Below are 19715 nucleotides of genomic sequence, written 5' to 3'. Positions count from 1 at the left end.
CGGCCGGATGGCGGGGGCTGCGTTGTCTGGATCCGATGCCCGGTCAGCCGTGCGCCTGCGCGGCGTCATCAAGACCTATGACAGCGGGGTGACGGCGCTCGGGCCGCTCGACCTCGATGTCGACAGCGGCGAATTCGTCTCGCTGCTCGGGCCCTCCGGTTGCGGCAAGTCCACCGCGCTGCGGCTGATTGCGGGTCTTGCCACGCCGAGCGCCGGCACGGTCGAACTCGCCCATCACGGCACCGAGCAGCGCGGCAGCCACAGGATCGGCTTCGTGTTTCAGGAGCCGACCCTGATGCCGTGGGCCAATGTGCGCGACAATGTCCGGCTGCCGCTGAAGCTCGCCCGGGTGCCTGCGACCGATGCCGGTGCACGCATCGATGCGGCGCTGGATCAGGTCGGGCTCAGCGAGTTCGCGACCGCCTATCCGCGCGAATTGTCCGGCGGCATGAAGATGCGGGTGTCGCTGGCGCGCGCGCTGGTCACCGATCCGGGTATCCTGTTGATGGACGAGCCGTTCGCGGCGCTCGACGAGATCACGCGCTTTCGCCTCAACGACGACCTGCTGTCGCTGTGGCGCAATTTGCACAAGACCGTCATCTTCGTGACGCACTCGGTGTTCGAGTCGGTTTATCTGTCGCAACGCGTGATCGTGATGACCGCGCGCCCGGGCCGGATCGGTGCCGAGTTTCGCATCACGTCCTCCGAGCCGCGCGGCGAGGAGTTCCGCACCTCGGCCGAATACGCCGCGTTCTGCCGCGAGGTCTCGGGTGCGCTGGCGCCGTCTTATGCAGGGCAGGCGGGCGGATGAAGTCTCCGCAGGATCTCGTGCGCTTCCTGCTGCCCCTCGCGGTGTTTGCCGCGGGCCTCGTGCTCTGGGAAGCCGTCGTCCGCGCCTATGCCATTCAGCCCTATGTGCTGCCGAGCCCGCTATTGGTGCTGAAGACGCTGGTTGCCGACTGGCCGGTGCTGTCGCAATCGCTCGGCATCACGCTGTTGACCACGCTCGAGGGCTTTGTTGCCGCCGCGGTCGGCGGCGTGGTGCTGGCGCTGCTGTTCAACCAGTCGAAATGGCTGGAATATTCGCTGTTTCCCTATGCCGTGGTGCTGCAGGTCACGCCCGTGATCGCGATCGCGCCGCTGCTGTTGATCTATCTGCAGCAGCAGACCGCCGTGATCGTCTGCGCCTGGATCGTGGCGTTCTTTCCGGTGCTGTCGAACACGACGCTCGGCCTCAACTCGGTCGATCGCAACCTCGCCGGATTGTTTCAATTGTATGGCGCCTCACGGCTGCAGACGCTGCTGTTCCTGAAGCTGCCAGCGGCGCTGCCCTATATCCTCGGCGGCCTGCGCATCGCCGGCGGGCTGTCGCTGATCGGCGCCGTGGTCGCGGAGATCGCGGCGGGCAGCGCTGGCGCCGGCTCGGGCCTGGCGTTCCGGATCGCTGAATCGGGCTACCGGCTGAATATTCCCCGCATGTTTGCAGCACTTCTGCTGCTATCGCTGGCCGGGATTGTCATCTATGGGGTGCTGGCGCTAGTTTCGCACCTTCTGTTGCGGCGTTGGCATGAGAGCGCGTTAGGAAAGGACAATTGATGGCCCCGATTTCTTCCGAAAAGATCGATCTGTTGATCTATGGACCTGTCAGGCCAATCCTCGAAAACGGCTTTTCCGATCAATACGTGCTGCACCGGGCCGAAAGCCGCGGCGACCTCGAACGGCTGACGCCCGACACGCTCGCCAAGATCCGCGGCATCGCCGTCACCTATCACACGATGGCGACCGACAAGACCGCGATGGCGCTGTTTCCGAAACTCGAGATCGTCGGCAGCTTCGGCGTTGGCTACGACCACGTCGATTCCCACTACGCCCGCGATCACAATATTGTGGTCACCAATACGCCCGATGTGCTGACCGAGGAGGTCGCCGACGTCGCGATGGGGCTGTTGATTGCGACGCTGCGCGAGTTCGTCAAGGCCGACCGTTACGTGCGCTCGGGCCTGTGGCAGACCCAGAACTATCCGCTCAGCGTCGGCTCGTTGCGCGACCGCAAGATCGGCATCGTCGGCATGGGCCGGATCGGCCAGGCGATCGGCCGCCGGCTCGAGGCGTCGCGCGTGCCGGTGTCCTATCATTCGCGCAATCCGTCCAAGGACGTCGCCTACAAGCATTATCCCGATCTGATCGAGATGGCGAAGGCGGTCGATACGTTGATCGTCATCGTGCCGGGCGGGGCCTCGACCGCGAAGATGATCAATGCCGACGTGCTGAAGGCGCTTGGGCCCCGCGGTGTGCTGATCAATGTCGCGCGCGGCTCGGTGGTCGACGAGCCGGCGCTGGTCGCGGCGCTGAAGTCCGGCACGATTCTGGCCGCCGGCCTCGACGTGTTCGCGGCTGAGCCCAACGTGCCGGACGAACTTAAGGCGATGCAGAACGTCGTGCTGCTGCCGCATATCGGCTCGGCCTCGGTGGTGACGCGCAATGCGATGGACCAGCTCGTGGTCGACAACATCAAGAACTGGTTCGCCGGCAAGCCGCCGCTGACGCCGGTTGCCGAGACCCCGGTGAAGGACCGCTGATGTCATCGTCCCGCTTCAAGGTCGCGCTCCTGCTGCTGCTGGCCGCATGCGGTCCGGCAGCGGCGCAGGATGCCTCGACGTTGAAGAAGGACATGATCGGGCAGTGGGAGCTCGCCGCCACCGAGCGCAGCAAGACCTGCGTCGTGACGCTGAAACCGGATGCGACGCCGCAAGGCTTCAAGCTCGAGCTCGAGCCGGCCTGCGCCGCCGCGCTGCCCTTCACCAAGGACATCGCCGGCTGGAGCATCAAGGGCCTCGGCGACATCGTGCGGCTGCAGAACGCGGCCGGCGAGGCGGTGATCGATTTCACCGAGGTCGAGACCGGCATCTTCGAGGGCATGCGCACCAACGAAGGCGTCTACATCCTGCAAAACCTCGCCGCGGCACGCTCGCTCGCCAAGTCGATGGACCAGATGATCGGCGACTGGTCGATGGTGCGCGGCAATGGCCAGGCGATCTGCGTGCTGGTGCTGACCAACACCGAGGCTGGCAACGACAATTTCCAGGTGTTCCTGAAAGGCAAATGCGATCCGGCGGTCGCGGCCTTCAACCCGACGCTGTGGCGGCTCGACCACGGCCAGATGGTCCTGATGTCGCCCAAGGGCGAGACCTGGCAGTTCGAGGCCGACGACAACGCCCAGTGGCGCCGCGTCCCCGACAGCGCCGACCCGCTGATCATGCTGCGGGAGCAGTAGGGTCGCTTGCCTCTCCCGCTTGCGGGCCTAGTTCTCCGTCATCCTGAGGAGCCGCGAAGCGGCGTCTCGAAGGATCGACGGGCCACCAGCCGGGCCGCGCACCCTTCGAGGCTCGCCCAGCGGCGCACTTGCGCCGCAAGGCTCGCACCTCAGGGTGACGGGGAGGGGGTTGTCGCCCTCTTACGCAGCAATACTCAAAAATAATTCCCAGCCTCCTGTCGATCCTGCCCGCCCCGGATCGTCGTCCCCCATAGCGAGCCGATTTCACCGCAATAATCCTGCCGCTCGCCGGGAACAGGAGCATTTCATGCGCTTTATGTCGATCGTCCTCTCGTCCCAGCCGCCGCAGCAGCCGACCCCGGAACTGCTGGAGGCGATGCACAAGCTCGCCGACCGCGAGATCAAGGCCGGCCGCATGATCGACAATGCCGGCCTGATGCCGCTTGCCACCGGCGCGCAGGTCCGCGTGGTCGGCGGCGAGCTCAGCGTCGTCGACGGCCCCTTCGTCGAGGCCAAGGAGGTGATCGGCGGCTATGCCATCTCGGAGCTGCGCAGCAAGGAGGAGGCGGTGGCGCTCGCGGTCGAGTTCATGCAGCTGCACAGGGACCACATGCCGGGCTGGGAAGGCACTTGCGAGGTCCGCGCCTTTGCCGGCTTTGCCGGCCAGTGCGGTGAATAGAGGAGGGCACGCGATGCGCTTCATGTATGTCCTGGTCGCCGAGAAGCCGATGTTGCCAAATCCCGCGCTGCGCGAGGCGATCGGCAAGCTCGCCGACCGCGAGATCGCGGCCGGCCGCATGCTTGATACCGGCGCACTGCTGCCCCGAACGGCGGGCGCGGAGGTGAAAATCAAGGACCGCAAGCTCACCGTCACCGATGGTCCTTTCATGGAGGCCAAGGAGGTGGTCGGCGGTTATGCCGTTTTCGAGCTGAAGGACAAGGAGGAGGCCGTGGCGCGCGCGGTCGAGTTCATGCAGCTTCATCTTGACCACATGCCGGATTGGGAACTGTCATGCGAGGTTCGTCCCTTCATGGAGTGCTGACGATGATGGTGTGTTGCCGGTGTCCGGCGTGACCGCGGACGACATCCAGCGCACCATTCTCGGTGTATGGCGCATCGAGCAGCCGCGGCTGATCACCAGCCTGTCGCGGATGCTGCGCGACGTGCCGCTCGCCGAGGACCTGACCCAGGAAGCGCTGATCGCGGCGCTCGAGCATTGGCCGGTCAGCGGCGTGCCGGAGAAACCGGGCGCCTGGCTGATGGCCACCGCCAAGCGCCGCGCGCTCGATCATCTCAGGCGCAATCGCATGCTCAGCCGGCGGCACGGCATGCTTGCGCACGATCTGGCGCGGGAGCAGGAGACCATGCCCGATTTCGATTCCGCGCTTGACGACGATATCGGCGACGAATTGCTGCGGCTGATCTTCACCGCTTGCCATCCGCTTCTGTCGCGCGAGGCCCGTGCCGCGCTGGCGCTCAGAATGATCTGCGGCCTGACCACCGAGGAGATCGCGCGCGCCTTCCTGCAGACCGAGGCGGCGATCGCCCAGCGCATCGTGCGCGCCAAGCGCACGCTGTCGCAATCCGGCGTTGGCTACGAGACGCCGCGCGGCGCGGAATTGTCGGAGCGGCTCGCCTCGGTGCTCGAAATCGTCTACCTCATCTTCAACGAGGGCTACACCGCGGCGACCGGCGACCAATGGCTGCGGCCGCAGCTCTGCAACGAGGCGCTGCGCCTGGGCCGCGTGCTGACCGCGATCGCCCCATTGGAGCCGGAAGCGCACGGCCTCACCGCGCTGATGGAGCTCAACGCCTCGCGGATGGCGGCGCGCACCGATGCGAACGGCGAGCCGATCCTGCTGATGGACCAGAACCGTGCCCGCTGGGACCGCCTGCAAATCCGCCGCGGCCAGCTCGCACTGGCGCGCGCCCGCGAGCTCGGCGGCGCCGGCGGCTTCTATGCGCTGCAGGCTGCGATCGTCGCCTGCCACGCCGAGGCCGGGACATCGGACGCGACCGATTGGCGCCGCATCGCTACCCTCTACGGCGATCTCGCCGCGCTGGTAAATTCGCCCGTGATCGAGCTCAACCGCGCGGTCGCGATCGGCATGGCGGAAGGCCCGCTCGCCGCGCTTGCGATCGTCGACGGTCTCGCGCACGAGCCGGCGCTGAAATCCTATCATCTGCTGCCGAGTGTGCGCGGCGACCTGTTGCACCGCCTGAGCCGCTTCGAGGAGGCCCGCGTCGCGTTCGAGGCCGCGGCCGATCTCGCCGGCAATACGCGGGAGCGCGAATTGCTGCAGCGGCGTGCGGCCGCGTCCGCGCGCGCCGCGCAGGATCACGGCTGCCGCTGACGGCTTCGCGGTTTCGACGCAAAGCGCAACCACGTAGCCCGCATGAGCGCAGCGACTTGCGGGTCTTTGCGGTGACCAACCCCGGGTATCGCTTCGCTCACTCGCTCTACGAGGCTGCATGCTCCGGAAAGTGTGCGCTGCTGCCGTGCAGCGCTGGGTCAGGCCTTGGGCGCAACCAGCGCCGCCTTGCTGCGCAGCCCCCACAGCAGCAGGATCGATGCTGCGATGATCGCAAGGCCGATCGAGATGAATCCTGCGGTCACGAGCGTTTCCTGCCATGGCGCGGCGCTGAGGCCGGGCGCGGTGATCGGCGAAAGTGCGCCGGTTCCGAGAATGGCGGCGATCGTGGCCACGGCCCAGTTGCCGTAGGTCCCGCACAGCAGCGCCCAGTAGGCTATCGTGCTGGCGCGGGACGGCAGCCTGACCTCGCTCCAGATCGCACCGACCGCGAGCAGGAAGGTGCCATTCATCACGCCTTCGAGATGCGCTGCGAGCGCCATCCGCACATTGCTGAAGTGCTGCTCAAGAAGGCCGGTGACCAGCCCAATCAGGAACAGGGCCATGCCGTGAAAAAGCAGTCGTCGCCGATAATCCATTCCCGTCCCCTCAAATTGCCTAAGTGAATGTCGGTCGACCATAGCAGAAAGCGCGAGGGCGTCGTCGTTCCGCGCGGTCGCTGCCCGGGGCGGGCCGAAGGCCGGCCGCCGCGAGGGCCGGGCGGTTGTGACCGGCAGCAACCTATGACAGCATCCCGATTTCGATTTGTCGTGACGTCTGGAGACCCATGCCGCGCCCGAACTATGCCTGGGAGAAGCTGACCGATGAGCAGTTGCTGGAGCAGCGCCTCAGCAGCCTGAGGGTGAAGGTCGAGGGCACCTGGCTGGCGGACTGTGTCCGCACGCTCAATGAGGAGCTCGAGGAGCGGGGGCTGCGGCTGCGGCCGCACGCATGGATCTCGAGCGAATGGTTCAGTCCGTCAAATACGCCGGGGATCGCGATCCCGTTCTATCTCGCGCATCCCCGCCTGATGAAGCTCGAGAAGAAGATGATGCTCGACGTCGAGGGCGGCACCTGGTCCGAGTGCATGGCCATTCTCCGTCACGAGGCAGGCCATGTCATCCAGCACGGCTACCAGCTGCAGCGCCGCCGGCGCTGGCAGCAGCTGTTCGGTCCGTCGTCGCGGCACTATCCGCGCTACTACCGGCCGAATCCGGCCAGCCGGAGTTATGTCCAGCATCTGCGGCTCTGGTACGCGCAGAGCCATCCTGATGAGGATTTTGCGGAAACCTTCGCGGTGTGGCTGCGGCCGCGCTCGAACTGGCGGACGCGCTATGCCGGCTGGCCGGCACTGAAGAAGCTCGAATATGTCGACGAGCTGATGGGCGAGATTGCCGGCAAGCGGCCGCTGCTCACGTCGCGCGAGCGCGTCGATCCATTACATTCCCTCAAGCAGACCCTCGGCGAGCACTACAAGAAGAAGCAGGCGTTCTACGCCTTCAATCCACCGAAGACCTACGACCGCGACCTGTCCAAGCTGTTCTCCGCCGATCCACGGCATCAACGGCATCCAGCCGCCTCACTCTTCATCCGGCGGCACCGCGCCCAGATCAGGCAGCTGGTCGCCCGCTGGACCGGCGAGAACCAGCTGACGCTCGACGCCGTGCTCGATGATATGATCTCGCGCTGCCGCGAGCTCAATCTGCGCGCCGTCGGCCCTGAGCAGAAGCTTGTCACCAACTTCACCATCCTGCTCACCGCCAAGACCATGCACGCGCTGTTCGGCCCGTCGCGCCGGAAATGGATCGCGCTATGAAACGCCTTCGCATTCTCGTGCTGATGCACCCGGACTTCGTGCCGCCGGAATCCTCGGACGGATATTCCGCCCAGGAGATCAATGCCTGGAAGACGGAATACGACGTTGTGAGCACCTTGCGCGCCGCCGGCCATGAGGTCCGTCCGCTCGGCGTGCAGGAGGAAATCAAGCCGGTGCGCGACGCGATCGAGGATTTCAAGCCGCATGTGGTGTTCACGCTGCTTGAGGAGTTTCACTACGAGGTGGTGTACGACCAGCACATCGCGAGCTATCTCGAGCTGATGAAGATCCCCTATACCGGGTGCAACCCGCGTGGCCTGATTTTGGCGCGCGGCAAGGATCTGTCCAAGACGCTGGTGCACCATCGCCGCATTCCGGTGCCGGCCTTCGCCGTGTTCCCGATGCGCCGCAAGGTCAAGCGGCCGCCGCGTCTGGCGCTGCCGCTGATCGTCAAGAGCCTGAGCTCGGATGGATCGCTCGGCATCTCGCAGGCCTCCATCGTCGATACCGACGAGAAGCTCGCCGAGCGGGTCGCCTTCATCCACGAACGGATCGGAACCGCCGCCATCGCCGAGCAGTTCATCGAAGGGCGCGAGCTCTATGTCGGCGTGCTCGGCAACAACAGGCTGCGGGTTCTGCCGGTCTGGGAATTGAAGTTCGGCAGCATGGGCGGTCACAGCGCACGGCACATCGCCACCGAGAAGGTCAAGCACGATCCGAGCTATCAGGAGCGCATCGGAATTGAGGACGGGCCGGCCGGGAATCTGACGCCGGAACTATCCGCCCATATTCAGCGGCTGGCGAAACGCATCTACCGGACGCTCGGGCTCGACGGCTATGCGCGCATCGACTTCCGCCTCTCGACCAATGGCGTTCCCTATTTCATCGAGGCCAATCCCAATCCTGAAATCGCCAAGAGCCAGGAATTCGCAACCGCGGCCCTGCATGACGGGCTGGACTACGCGGGTCTGCTGCATCGCATTGTGACCCTGGGCATGAGCCGCGCAAAGGCGGGCGTATCCCTGGGCTGAACCAGAAGCCACTATAGGCTGCGCTGCATCGGCGTATGGCGCCGGCCGTCCCTGGGGATGAACATCGCAAACGTTTCCCTAACGCGCGCCGCCGGCGTCGGGTCGGCAGCGGCGGCCGAGACCGGGGCGGCCGTGGGACGGAACGCATCCCCTTCCGGCCAGCGCTGTGCAACGATGTCGCCGACCGGCGCCATCATGAGCAAGTCGACGTTGCGGCAGGCGTCGTAGACGTACAAACCGGCAAGAAAAATCGATACGGCAACAAGAATCGTCCTGAAAATCGGCATTGTGATTGCGCCTTCTTGATTGAGGCGAACAATGCCCTGCGACAGTGAACCGCGCGTTTAGCGGTCCGATCGATCGGTCGATACGGTTCCCACGTGGTGAAACGGTTCCCACTTCGTGCGATGGCTGCGTAAACGGCTCGCTTACCAATGCCCTCAAGGTTGCAGCAACCAGCTTTCCTCACCGGGGCGAAAGAAGTCTCTGGCATTGAGAGACCAAGAAAAACACTGAGGAGGCACCATGTTCGTCGCCATTCGAGTCATGATCCTGATCGCCAGTGCTTATGCAGGCTCGGCCGTCGCCGAGATGCAGTTTGCGCCGTTGCCGAGCCCAGCGGTTTCGTCCGCGCCGTAGAACCGGCAGGCATCTCCCGGCGCGGTTACACCGGATTGGGTGCGGCAGCCCCGATTGCGCGGGCCGCGTTCTCCGTCATCCGGGTCGCCGTCAGTCGCAGGAAATACAGCGACAGTCCTGGATTGCGCTCGCACAGCTTCTTCAGCGCAGCGTCGCTGATCCACAGCAGATCCACATCAGTCGCCGCTACGGCTGTCTGAGTACGACGCCGTTCAAGGGAAAACAGTCCGATCTCTCCGAACAGTTCGCCTGCCGATACCCCGCGATCGATCTCGGGAAACCTGACCTCCCCCGACACGACCATATAGAGAAGGTCGGCATCGTCGCCTTTCCTGAAGATCGTTTCTCCCGCCTTGATGTGCTTTGCGTGCATGAACGGTTGCAGCCAGTTCGGAGAAAGATCCGTCGCCGCAGCAAGCTTGGCCTTGCGGAGCAGGCGGACCATCTGGAACAGCAGCAGCACGTTCAGCGGCAGCAGAATGATGTGCAGGATGAGCACCGGATAGATCCGGTCGCCCAATCCATAGCTGATGAACGCCAGATTGCTGAATATCGCGACGGTGCGCAGGCTCAACATGGTGCTCATGCAGAACGTCAGCAATACAAGCGCCGACGCGAGGTAACCCAAGCCATCGATCAAGGTCATGGCAGCACCCACCTGAAAATGCATTGCAAGAAAAGTGTTCTGAAAGCGACTTCCAACCTTTGCTAGAGCGCTCATTTTCTTGGGCGGAAATGTGGCCGTCGGGCGCCCGGCCACTGAGTTGCCCGACGGCGCAAGCCCTCGCAGCAGAGCAAGGATGGGTGGAGCGAAGCGAAACCCATCGATTTATGCCCGCGGCGCAGATGATGGGTATCGCTTCGCTCCACCCATCCTTGTAATAACGCGATCGGTTATCGTCGGCATATTCCGAGAGGAATGGCCTGTCGCGGTTAGCGACCGCGACAGGCCGCTGCCGATCGGATCGCACCCATCCTGAGCAGTTCGTGGCTGCCCCGTAGCAGGATCGCGCCAGCACCTTCATCGGACCCGGATGGTTGCCGGAACGGTTAGGTTCGCTTCACAAGGCGGGGTCGACGAGGATGACACAGACTAGCACAAGGACGGCTGGAATCGATACGTCCAAGAGCAAGCTCGATGTTGCGGTTCACGGCCGGACCGAACATTGGCAGGTCGCCAACTCACTGGCGGGATGGCGTATTCTGACGACCAAACTGGCCGAGGCTGACGTGAGCCGAATCGGTATCGAAGCGACCGGGGGCTATGAGCGCGGCGCGGTCGAACACCTGCGTGCGGCAGGCTTCACGGTGCTGGTGCTGCAGCCGATCCAGGTCAAGGCGTTCGGCCGGGTGCATCTGCGACGCGCCAAGAACGATGTGCTGGATGCGGTGTTGATCGCCGCCTGCGCGGCAGCGATCGAGCAGGTCAGAGATGCGCCCGATCCGCGCCTGGCGGAGCTGGCCGAACATCTGACCTTCCTCGAGCAGATCGAGGACGACATCAAGCGCTGCAAGACCCGGCTGGAGCATATCGATCAGCCCGCGCTGAGACGCCTGGTGCTGGGTGACATTGCCCGGCTGAAGGCACGGCGGCTCGCCCAGATCCGTTACCTTGCCAGGCAACTACGCGCTCACCGCGATCTCGCTGCCCGCCTTGACCTCGTGCTCAGCATTCCCGGGATCGGCGAACGCACCGCACTCGCGCTCTTGATCCGCATGCCCGAACTCGGCCGTGTCAGCCGCGAGGAGGCTGCGGCCCTCGCGGGGCTCGCGCCCTTCGACAACGACAGTGGGCAACATAAAGGCCAACGGCGCATCACCGGCGGTCGGGCTCGGCTGCGACGTTCGCTGTTTGCTGCGGCGCTTCCGGCGGCATTCCGCTGGAACAAGGCCCTCATTGTGCTCTACACACGCCTAACCGCAGCCGGAAAGGCCCACAACGCAGCTCTCATCGCTTGCGCGCGAAAGCTGCTGATCTATGCCAACACTGTCATCCAGCGCGGAACGCCTTGGCGCGAACAGGCGTCCGCGACTTAATGGTTGCTACGAGCCGTCAATCCTCGGCTATCTCGTTCGGCTTTTCAGAATTTTGCTTGACGCCTGACCCAACTCAGATGTTCAATATGCCCGTCTCACCCGATCGAGGGGCGCTTCGCGGTCGTCACGAACGCGGTGTGAGATGCGGTGGACGCCGAGCGTGTGACTGACGAGAGCACGCGCAGCGGACGGTGAAGTCGTGTGGTCCTGACGCCCTAGCGGCAGGTGTCTCACACGCGAAGGCGTGATGCGAAGGCGGTGACAAACAAGCCAAGTCTCGCCGGGGAGAGCACGAAGTAAGCCGTAGCCCATCGCGCAGGGAAAGCCGGATTGCTCCGGTTACACCTGTGGTCCTACCCCCGAGCTCTCTACCCTTTGCTCGGGGCCCATGGGTGCAATCGGCACCCGGCTTTCCCTGCGCCCTCTGTTCGAGAGGAGGGCGGAACGAAATGCAAGACTCGGACAAATCATGTCGCGAGAACGCGAAGCTGCGTCCCAACCCAAACTGTCATCGCCCGGCTTGACCGGGCGATCCAGTACGCCGCGGCCTCTCGGCTCAAGCACTGGCGCCTCTGGAATGCTGGATCACCCGCATGCGCGGGTGATGACACCGAGAGCCTGGCTGTTTGACATTCGAATCGCATCCCCCGTCCCCCCGCGCAACGGCCCCGCCGTCGTGCCCGGAGCGGCCGCATCACGATTGACGCATGCCAGCACACACCGGCCATGGCAGACGGTCGCGCGAATCAGCGGTGAAGATCGTGTGCCCCAGGGTCGAGACGCGGCAGCGGCCCTACTGGTCCGTCGTCGGCGTCTTGCCTGCAATGTCGAGGCCGAGCCGGAGCGCGCGCTCATGGCGCTCTTCGGTCAGGAGCTTCAGTTCCCGTTCCAGCGACCGCACCACCTCCTCCTGCGTTTCCTTGGAGTGGCGGCGGGAGCCGCCTTGCGGTTTGGCCGGTTGGGCAGTCACGGGAGGCCCCTTGTCATCACACTGTCATCGCCCTGATGACACGGCCGGAGTCGCCGCGACAATCAAAAAGAATTCAGTGGCTGCGCGTTTGGAATGTTTGTTGTGCGTCTGACTCAAATCTGGGCAGAAAATTCTCTTTGCCTTTGTCTCGAATGGAGCCGAAGCCGGCCGGGCCCGCGGTCTCATCAATTCGGATGAGAGAGGCCGGTTCCGACGAAATCATTTCCGGATTGGCACGAAGGCGTCCTGAAACCGACAAGGTCTAACCTTAGTAGCGTTGTGAGGACGGATGCCTGGTGAGACGCTGATGATCGAGGTCGTGAGATTCACGACCAGGGTCGTGAGACTGGTCAGTGCTCCCAGGACGTGGGGATGATCTCGGAATGAAGAAGCTGAATGCTGTGCCATATGTCTGGGCGGCCGCGCTGATCGCGGTCGCGGTCTGGGGCGTGAGCGGCACCCCGCAGATGGCGCACACCTCTGCCAGCACGCATTTGGCGCGGGCGCGATAAGGCGTTTCCCCCTAAAGCTTCGGCCGCAGCGAGCGCTGCATGTCCATCGTGTAGGTGTAGCGCCCCTCGGGGTGCGTGGTGATGGTGACCTCGAACAGTTCCTCGCGCAGGCCGTAGTAGCGGCGTACCACGGTGAGCGCCGGCGAGCCGGTCTTGACGCCGAGCGCCTTGGCAATCGGCGCCGGCATGCCCCGCACGAAGATTTCCATCTGGGCGCGCTCGGTGACCTGGCCGTACATCTTGGCGATCTGCTCGTGCACCGGGGTGCGGCCATGGTCGCTGCGGGTCACGACATCGGCGAACCGGCGCAGCACGTAGATCTCGGTCCAGCCGAGCGGCGCGGCGAACTGGTCGGAGCGGCGTACCGCCTCGATCAGGAACCAGCTCCTGCCGGGCTCGCATTTCAGGAGCCCGGCCAGCTTGCGGTCGGCGACGATATCGCTGCTAGCCACGACGTCGCGGTAGGTCTCGTTGGAATAACGCAGCCACTCGCCCAGCGACTTGACGCTGTGGGTGAACAACACCGGCGGCTCGGACGCGATCACCACCGAGCCGAGGCCGGCGCGGCGCACGATCAGGCCCTGCTCGATCAGGATGCGCAGCGCCTCGCGCACGGTTTGGCGGCTCGCACTGAAGCTTGCCATCAGCTCGGTCTCGGTCGGCAGCAGATTGCCGACCGCGTAGGTGCCGAGACGGATGTCCCTCTGCAGTCCGGTGGCGATGTCGCGATAGCGGGACGATCTCGCCCTGTCCGGTTGTTCAGACATGGTGGGTCACTGGTATGCCATATGGCAGGCGGCCGGGTGTCCTGTCTGCATCGACTGCAGTGCGGCCTCGAATGCAGCGAGCGTTGCCAGCACATCTGCCTCCGGCACCGGGAACGGCTGCTTGCCCTCGACCGCGTCGGCAAAGGCTGTGAGTTCCGCGGCGAGCGTGTCGACCGCCGGATAGCGCGTCGTCGCGGGCGCCTCGCCGGATTTCCGCAGCACCATCGTCACCTCGTCGAGCACTTCGGCAGATCCCTTCGTTCCGAACACATGCACGCGCCAATAGAACGGTGTTGCGCGGATTGTCGCAAGGGTTGCGCTCACGCCATTCACAAATTCAATCGCCAAGGTTGCAGTGTCGAGCGGCGGCGGCCCGGCCGCGCGCGCACTCAACCGGGCATAGACCTGCCGCACGGGGCCGAGCAGGCTGACGAGACCGTCGAGCACATGCAGTCCCGCGCCGGTCAGCCCGCCGCCCGGCGACTCCTCGGGCGACAGCCGCCAGCCCTGGGTGATGGTCTGCGAGTTCTCGTTGCTGTTGTGGCCCTCGATATGCAGGATCGTGCCGAGCTCGCCACCGGCTGTGATCGTGCGCAGCGCCCGCATCGAGGGCCAGAACCGGCGATTATGCCCGACCGCGAGCAGCACGCCGGCGTTGCGGCAGGCCGCGAACATCTCGGCGGCGTCGTTGCGCCGAAGCGCCAGCGGCTTCTCGCAAAACACCTGCTTGCCGGCTGCGGCGGCCGCGATCACATGGCTCCGGTGCAGCGAATGCGGCGTCGCCAGCAGCACGGCGTCGATCTCGGGCGCGGCGAGCACGGCCTCCAGGCTGGCCGCGGCGGACAGGCCATGCGCCGCGCAAAAACTCGCGGCGCCCTTGATATCGGGTTCCACCGCGCTCGTTACCCTGAGCCGCGGCTCGTTGTGCGCGGCCTCGACCAGCGCGCGGCCCCAGCGGCCGAGGCCCACGATCGCACAATTGATCATGAATGTTCCTCACCCCGGCCGCGTCCGGCACGGATCGCCTCGATCACCGCGGCGCTGTCGCTCTCGGGGCCTTCGAGCGCGATCGCCGCGCGCAGCACCTCGGCCTGCACTGAGGTTAGCGGCAAGGGAAGGCCGTGCCGGCGGGCCTCCTGCAGGATCAGCTCGGCATCCTTCAAGGTCTGCGCGATATGCGATTGCGGCGAGAAATCGCGCGCCAGCATTTTCGGTCCCTTGCTGTCCATTACCCTGGAATATGCCGCCGATTGCCGCGCCGTCGCAAGGAACGTCGCGCCGTCGAGGCCGAGGCTTTCGGCAAAGGCGATGCCCTCGGCCAGCGCGGCGCGGTTGTTCTGCAGGATCAGGTTGATGGCGAGCTTGGTGCGGCTCGCATTGCCGATCGCGCCGACATTGATCCGCTGCGGGCAGAGGATGTCGAGCGTCGCTGCGGCGGCGTCGATGACATCGGCATCGCCGGCGACCTGCGCGGTGGCGGTGCCGGCGCGGACCTCGGCGCTGGTGCCGGAGATCGGCGCCTCGATCAAGGCAAGGCGCGAGCGCGCCGCGAATTCGGCGATCACAGCGATCTCGCCCGGCGCACAGGTGGTGGTGCAGATCACCAGCGGCGGCACCGCCGCGTTGGCGAGGTCCGGCAGCAGTCCCTTGACCTGGGCCGCGTCGTACACCGCGATGACGATGGTCCGGCAGTGCGCCGCCACATCGGCGGCGAGGGCGGCGAACTCGGCGCCGCTAGCCCTCAAGCCGTCGTTCTTTGCGGCATCGATGTCGAAGCCGATTACGCCTACGCCGGCGTCGATCAGCCGCGCGGAGAGGGCCGATCCCATCAGCCCCAGGCCAATCATGCCAACAGGTGTCTCGCGAGCCATGATGCGACAGAGCTCTCGTCTATTGCGGCTGGATGCCGGCCGCCTTGACCTCCGCCGACCAGCGCACGACCTCGCTCCTGACGAAGGCGGCGAACTCGGCCGGCGCCAGCGGCGCCACGATCACGCCGACATCGGCGAGCTTCTTCTTCGTCTCCGGCATTGCGAGGTACCTGGCGCATTCGGCGTAGATCCTGTTGACCACCGGCTCCGGCGTGCCGGCCGGCGCGAACAGCCCGTACCAGATCGTGGCCTCGAAGCCGGGCATCGCTTCCGACAGCGCGGGCAGGCCGGGTGTGAGCTCGTTGCGGGTCGCCGATGTCACGCCGATGCCGCGCAGGGTGCCGCCCTGCATCTGCGGGATCGCGACCGAGAAATCGCCGAACGTCAGGTCGATCACCCCCGCCATCACGTCGGTCATCGCCTGCGGCACCCCGCGATAGGAGGCGGCGATCAGCGACAGGCCGCCGCGCGACTGCAGCTGCGCGATCGAGATCTGCGACGCGCCGGAGCCGTAACCCGCGGTCAGATTGGGGGTGGCCTTGGCGTAAGCGAGGAACTGCGGCAGGTCCTTGGCCGCAAGCTTCGGGTTGACCAGCAGCACCATCGCCGTCGTGGTGGTGCGGATCACCGGCGCAAAATCCTTCACCGGGTCGTAGGGCAGGCTCTTGAGTGTCGCGACGTTGCTGGCATGCGTCGTGTTGGTGCCCATCAGCAGCGTGTAGCCGTCGGGCGCGCTGCGGGCGACTTCCTGGGCGCCGATGCTGCCGAGCGCGCCGGCGCGGTTCTCGATCAGCACGGTCTGGCCGAAAGCGTCCTGCAGATGCTGGCCGACCAGCCGCGCGACATTGTCGGGGCCGGCGCCGGCCGGGAAGGGCACGATGATCTTGAGCGGTCGTTGCGGGAAGCCGTCCGCCGCGAGAGCCGGCAGGACCGGAAGTGCCGAGAGCAGGACGGCAAGCAGCCCCAGCCGTAACTTCATTCCGGTCCCTCCCGTGCCTGCTTAGATAAATTTATACGGACAAATACGTCAGAAATGCAAGCAGCTGGCCTATCGCAATATTGAGGCGCGCCATAATTATCCGTATAAATAGCCCATACAGGGGAGCCAGACGATGGTCGACATCAGCGATCTCCATGCGCGCGGGCTGCGGCGGCGTCAGAAGATGTTCGGCGAGGTCGACGTCGCCAAGCGGATGGCGGCCGCGGGCGATTTTGGCACGCCGCTGCAAAACATCATCAATGCTTATGTCTACGGTGACGTCTGGGAGCGCAGCGGCCTGTCCGACCAGATCCGCAGCCTCGTGATGCTCGGTATCACCGCGGCGAGCAGCAAGCCCGCTGAGTTCCGCGTTCATGCCAAGGGCGCGCTAGCCAACGGCTGCACCGCCGCGCAGGTGCAGGACGTGCTGCTGCTGGTCGCGATGTATTGCGGCATTCCGGCTGCGATCGAGACCAGCAAGATCGCAGCCGAGGTGTTCGGCGAGGTGCCTGCGGAGGGGTAGGGCGCAGGCCTGCGCCGTGATAGGGACGTTGCCGACTGCGATCGGCAACAGGATGCGCCCAAGAATCTGTCCATGTCCGGCTTCCCCACCTCGACCACCGTGCTCGATTCCGTGCTGTTTCGCGATGCCTTCGGCACAAGCGAGATGCGGGAGGTGTTTTCCGATCTGCGGCTGATCTCCCGTTATGCCGAGGTCGAGGTCGCGCTGGCCAGGGCCGAAGCGCGCTGCGGCGTGATCCCGGCGGAGGCTGCCGAGGAGATCGCCGGGCGAACCGATGTCGCCGCACTCGACTTCGACCTGCTGCGGCAGGAGACGGATGTCGTCGGCTACCCGATCCTGCCGCTGGTGCATCAGATGGCGAAGCAGTGCGGTGAGGTCGGACGCTATGTCCATTGGGGTGCCACCACGCAGGACATCATGGACACCGCCGTGGTGCTGCAGCTGCGCGACGGCCTCAGGATCGTCGAAGACGACATTGCCGCATTGCGCACCATCCTCGCCGATCTCTCGAAACGCTATCGCGACACGCCGATGGCCGGCCGCACCCATCTGCAGCAGGCGCTGCCGGTGACCTTCGGCTACAAGACCGCGATCTGGCTCGCGGCCTTCGATCGCCATGCCGCGCGGCTGGCCGAGTTGAAGCCGCGCGTGCTGGTCGGCCAGTTCGCCGGTGCCGCCGGCACGCTGGCCTCGCTGGGCGACAAGGGCTTCGACGTGCAGAAGGCGCTGTGCGACGAGCTCGGCCTCGGCGTTCCCGTCTCCACCTGGCACGTCGCGCGCGACGGGCTGGCGGAGGCGGTGAATTTCCTGGCGCTGGTCACGGGAACGCTCGGCAAGATCGCGCTCGACATCATGATCATGGCCTCGACCGAGTTCGCCGAGGTCTACGAGCCGTTCGTGAAGGGACGCGGCGCGTCCTCGACCATGCCGCAGAAGCGCAATCCGATCTCGTCGGAGCTGATGCTCGCCGCCGCCAAGGCGGTGCGCCAGCATGCCGGCCTGATGCTGGATGCGATGGTGCAGGATTTCGAGCGCGCCACCGGCCCGTGGCACGCCGAATGGATGGCGATCCCGGAAAGCTTTGTGCTGACCGCCGGAGCCCTTCACCAGGCAAGGTTCGCGCTTGGCGGCTTGATCGTCGACGAGAAGCGGATGGCCGACAATCTCGACATCAGCCGCGGGCTGATTGTGGCTGAAGCCGTGATGATGGGGCTGGCGCCGGCGATCGGGCGGCAGGAGGCGCATGATGTGGTCTACGACGCCTGCCGTGTTGCCAACGACAAGGGTCTGACGCTGGCCGAGGCGCTCGCCGCGGACGATCGCGTCGCAAGCCGGATCGATCGGGCGACGATTGATCGCCTCACCGCGCCGAAAAACTATCTCGGCCTCGCGCCCGAGATGGTCGACCGGGTGCTTAATTCAGTGAAGGGGTAAAATTCGAGGCAATTGCTCGCCGTCGCGTGATCGGGCGCGGCGGGCGGGAACCTTGCGAATGCGGATCGAATTGGACTACGAATCCCAAAACCCTCAAACGACACGGCCGGACACTTCATGACCGCACATCAACGCAACCTTTCCGCCTCGATCGATCCTGTAAAACTCGATCGGCTCGCCGAAGTCGCGATCAAGGTCGGTCTGCAGCTGCAGCCGGGGCAGGATCTGCTGCTGACGGCGCCCTCAGTGGCAATGCCGTTGGTGCGGCGGGTCGTGGAGCATGCCTACAAGGCCGGCGCCGGTATCGTGACCCCGTTCTTCTCCGACGAAGAGCTCACGCTGGCGCGCTACCGCCACGCCAACGATGCGAGCTTCGATCGCGCCGCGGGCTGGCTTTACGAGGGCATGGCGAAGGCGTTCGGCGCCAACACCGCGCGGCTTGCGATCGTCGGCGACAATCCGATGCTGCTGTCGGGCGAAGACCCGGCGAAGGTCGCGCGCGCCAGCAAGGCCAATTCGATCGCCTACCAGCCGGCGCTGGAGAAGATCGTCAATTTCGACACCAACTGGAACATCATCGCCTATCCGAGTGCGTCCTGGGCGAAGCAGATGTTCCCCGATGATGCCGAGGACGTCGCGGTCGCCAAGCTGGCGGATGCGATCTTCGCCGCGTCACGGGTCGATCAGGACGGCGCCGTCGCCGCCTGGGACAAGCACAATGCCAGACTGCGCGAGCGCACCGACTGGCTCAACGGCCAGCGCTTCCATGCGCTGAAATATTCCGGTCCGGGAATGGATCTCACGATCGGGCTCGCCGACGGTCATGAATGGGAAGGCGGCGCCTCGACCGCCAAGAACGGCATCGTCTGCAATGCCAACATCCCGACCGAGGAAGTCTTCACCACGCCGCATTGCCGGCGCGTCAGCGGCCACGTCGTCAGCTCCAAGCCGCTGTCCTATCAGGGCACGCTGATCGACAATATTTCGGTCAGGTTCGAGGAGGGCCGCATCGTCGAGGCCAAGGCCTCGCGCGGCGAGGAAGTCTTGAACAAGGTGCTCGACACCGACGAGGGTGCGCGCCGCCTCGGCGAGGTCGCGCTGGTGCCGCATTCCTCGCCGATCTCGAAGAGCGGGCTGTTGTTCTTCAACACCCTGTTCGACGAGAACGCCGCCTCGCATATCGCGCTCGGCCAGTGCTACTCGAAATGCTTCGTTGGTGGCGACAAGCTGACGCCGCAGCAGATCGCCGAGCAGGGCGGCAACAAGAGCCTGATCCACATCGACTGGATGATCGGCTCAGCCCACACCGACATCGACGGCATCCATGCCGACGGACGCAGCGTGCCGGTGTTCCGGAAGGGCGAGTGGGCGTAGGGCGCGGCTGACCCAGCTTACGGAGCTCAGTCCCGTCATCCTGAGGTGCGAGCTCTTGCGAGCCTCGAAGGATGGACGGCCCGGATAGGCGGCGCGGAGAGAGCACGGCCGTTCGCCCTTCGAGGCTCGCTCCGCT

At 65.3% G+C, this 19715-nt stretch carries 22 protein-coding genes; 14 read left to right on the top strand and 8 right to left on the bottom strand.

Annotation, left to right across the window (positions count from 1 at the left end; translation table 11 throughout):
- The first annotated feature begins 7 nt into the window (after positions 1-7).
- The 7 genes from HAP54_RS07185 (at position 8) to HAP54_RS07155 (ending at position 5629) form a co-directional block, all read left to right on the top strand.
- A complete protein-coding gene (locus HAP54_RS07185) occupies positions 8-811 on the top strand; it encodes an ABC transporter ATP-binding protein (protein WP_166299235.1) in 804 nt (267 codons plus the stop codon).
- On the top strand, positions 808-1596 hold the full coding sequence (locus tag HAP54_RS07180; RefSeq protein WP_166299234.1) for an ABC transporter permease: 789 nt from the start codon (positions 808-810) through the stop codon (positions 1594-1596). Before HAP54_RS07185 ends, HAP54_RS07180 begins: the two co-directional genes overlap by 4 nt.
- Positions 1596-2579 (top strand): 2-hydroxyacid dehydrogenase, encoded by a 984-nt coding sequence (locus tag HAP54_RS07175; protein WP_166299233.1) that lies wholly within the window; start codon positions 1596-1598, stop codon positions 2577-2579. The genes HAP54_RS07180 and HAP54_RS07175 overlap by 1 nt, the downstream gene beginning before the upstream one ends.
- On the top strand, positions 2579-3274 hold the full coding sequence (locus HAP54_RS07170; protein WP_166299232.1) for an AprI/Inh family metalloprotease inhibitor: 696 nt from the start codon (positions 2579-2581) through the stop codon (positions 3272-3274). Before HAP54_RS07175 ends, HAP54_RS07170 begins: the two co-directional genes overlap by 1 nt.
- Before the next feature lie 307 nt (positions 3275-3581).
- Positions 3582-3953 (top strand): YciI family protein, encoded by a 372-nt coding sequence (locus HAP54_RS07165; protein WP_166299231.1) that lies wholly within the window; start codon positions 3582-3584, stop codon positions 3951-3953.
- 13 nt (positions 3954-3966) lie between these two features.
- Positions 3967-4317, top strand: coding sequence for a YciI family protein (locus HAP54_RS07160; RefSeq protein ID WP_166299230.1), 351 nt, complete (start codon positions 3967-3969; stop codon positions 4315-4317).
- A 28-nt stretch (positions 4318-4345) separates the two neighbouring features.
- Positions 4346-5629 (top strand): RNA polymerase sigma factor, encoded by a 1284-nt coding sequence (locus tag HAP54_RS07155; protein WP_166307540.1) that lies wholly within the window; start codon positions 4346-4348, stop codon positions 5627-5629.
- 158 nt (positions 5630-5787) lie between these two features.
- Here HAP54_RS07155 and HAP54_RS07150 read toward each other — a convergent pair whose 3' ends face one another.
- Positions 5788-6225 carry a hydrogenase gene (locus HAP54_RS07150; RefSeq protein ID WP_166299229.1) on the bottom strand — a complete coding sequence of 146 codons (438 nt, stop codon included), beginning with the start codon at positions 6223-6225 and terminating at the stop codon, positions 5788-5790.
- 188 nt (positions 6226-6413) lie between these two features.
- Here HAP54_RS07150 and HAP54_RS07145 point away from each other — a divergent pair, with 188 nt between their 5' ends.
- Both HAP54_RS07145 and HAP54_RS07140 read left to right on the top strand, forming a co-directional pair.
- Entirely contained in the window at positions 6414-7442 is a 1029-nt protein-coding gene (locus HAP54_RS07145) for a putative zinc-binding metallopeptidase (protein WP_166299228.1), read from the top strand.
- Positions 7439-8473 (top strand): D-alanine--D-alanine ligase family protein, encoded by a 1035-nt coding sequence (locus HAP54_RS07140; protein WP_166299227.1) that lies wholly within the window; start codon positions 7439-7441, stop codon positions 8471-8473. The genes HAP54_RS07145 and HAP54_RS07140 overlap by 4 nt, the downstream gene beginning before the upstream one ends.
- Positions 8474-8484: 11 nt before the next feature.
- On the opposite strand, the gene HAP54_RS07135 is transcribed toward HAP54_RS07140, so the two are convergent.
- Both HAP54_RS07135 and HAP54_RS07130 read right to left on the bottom strand, forming a co-directional pair.
- Positions 8485-8760, bottom strand: coding sequence for a hypothetical protein (locus HAP54_RS07135; RefSeq protein WP_166299226.1), 276 nt, complete (start codon positions 8758-8760; stop codon positions 8485-8487).
- Positions 8761-9137: 377 nt separating this feature from the next.
- On the bottom strand, positions 9138-9758 hold the full coding sequence (locus tag HAP54_RS07130; protein ID WP_166299225.1) for a Crp/Fnr family transcriptional regulator: 621 nt from the start codon (positions 9756-9758) through the stop codon (positions 9138-9140).
- A 437-nt stretch (positions 9759-10195) separates the two neighbouring features.
- Here HAP54_RS07130 and HAP54_RS07125 point away from each other — a divergent pair, with 437 nt between their 5' ends.
- A complete protein-coding gene (locus HAP54_RS07125) occupies positions 10196-11149 on the top strand; it encodes an IS110 family transposase (RefSeq protein ID WP_166299224.1) in 954 nt (317 codons plus the stop codon).
- A gap of 793 nt (positions 11150-11942) precedes the next feature.
- On the opposite strand, the gene HAP54_RS07120 is transcribed toward HAP54_RS07125, so the two are convergent.
- A complete protein-coding gene (locus tag HAP54_RS07120) occupies positions 11943-12119 on the bottom strand; it encodes a hypothetical protein (protein ID WP_166299223.1) in 177 nt (58 codons plus the stop codon).
- Positions 12120-12502: 383 nt separating this feature from the next.
- Here HAP54_RS07120 and HAP54_RS07115 point away from each other — a divergent pair, with 383 nt between their 5' ends.
- Positions 12503-12631 carry a hypothetical protein gene (locus tag HAP54_RS07115; RefSeq protein ID WP_275949049.1) on the top strand — a complete coding sequence of 43 codons (129 nt, stop codon included), beginning with the start codon at positions 12503-12505 and terminating at the stop codon, positions 12629-12631.
- A gap of 11 nt (positions 12632-12642) precedes the next feature.
- Here the strand turns inward: HAP54_RS07115 and HAP54_RS07110 are convergent, their stop codons facing one another.
- The 4 genes from HAP54_RS07110 to HAP54_RS07095 are packed head-to-tail and all read right to left on the bottom strand — an operon-like array spanning position 12643 to position 16248.
- The gene (locus HAP54_RS07110; RefSeq protein WP_029078007.1) at positions 12643-13398 is read right to left on the bottom strand and encodes a GntR family transcriptional regulator; all 756 of its coding nucleotides are present in this window, start codon (positions 13396-13398) and stop codon (positions 12643-12645) included.
- 6 nt (positions 13399-13404) lie between these two features.
- Complete coding sequence (locus HAP54_RS07105; protein WP_166299222.1) at positions 13405-14385, bottom strand: Gfo/Idh/MocA family protein; 981 nt, start codon at positions 14383-14385, stop codon at positions 13405-13407.
- Positions 14382-15245: an NAD(P)-dependent oxidoreductase gene (locus tag HAP54_RS07100; protein ID WP_248114259.1), complete on the bottom strand. Its 864-nt coding sequence runs from the start codon at positions 15243-15245 to the stop codon at positions 14382-14384. Before HAP54_RS07100 ends, HAP54_RS07105 begins: the two co-directional genes overlap by 4 nt.
- 43 nt (positions 15246-15288) lie before the next feature.
- The gene (locus HAP54_RS07095) at positions 15289-16248 is read right to left on the bottom strand and encodes a Bug family tripartite tricarboxylate transporter substrate binding protein (RefSeq protein WP_166299220.1); all 960 of its coding nucleotides are present in this window, start codon (positions 16246-16248) and stop codon (positions 15289-15291) included.
- 133 nt (positions 16249-16381) lie between these two features.
- Here HAP54_RS07095 and HAP54_RS07090 point away from each other — a divergent pair, with 133 nt between their 5' ends.
- The 3 genes from HAP54_RS07090 to HAP54_RS07080 all read left to right on the top strand — a co-directional run bounded on the left by HAP54_RS07090 (position 16382) and on the right by HAP54_RS07080 (position 19579).
- Positions 16382-16771, top strand: a complete 390-nt coding sequence (locus HAP54_RS07090) for a carboxymuconolactone decarboxylase family protein (protein WP_166299219.1) — start codon at positions 16382-16384, stop codon at positions 16769-16771.
- Positions 16772-16843: 72 nt separating this feature from the next.
- Positions 16844-18205: a 3-carboxy-cis,cis-muconate cycloisomerase gene (gene pcaB / locus HAP54_RS07085; RefSeq protein WP_166299218.1), complete on the top strand. Its 1362-nt coding sequence runs from the start codon at positions 16844-16846 to the stop codon at positions 18203-18205.
- 117 nt (positions 18206-18322) lie between these two features.
- Positions 18323-19579, top strand: coding sequence for an aminopeptidase (locus HAP54_RS07080; protein WP_166299217.1), 1257 nt, complete (start codon positions 18323-18325; stop codon positions 19577-19579).
- Positions 19580-19715 lie beyond the last annotated feature (136 nt).

Source organism: Bradyrhizobium sp. 2S1, from assembly GCF_011516625.5.
Taxonomy (GTDB): Bacteria; Pseudomonadota; Alphaproteobacteria; order Rhizobiales; family Xanthobacteraceae; genus Bradyrhizobium; species Bradyrhizobium septentrionale.
Note: the sequence above shows the minus strand (reverse complement) of the source record. Positions and strands in the feature narration are given on the sequence as shown.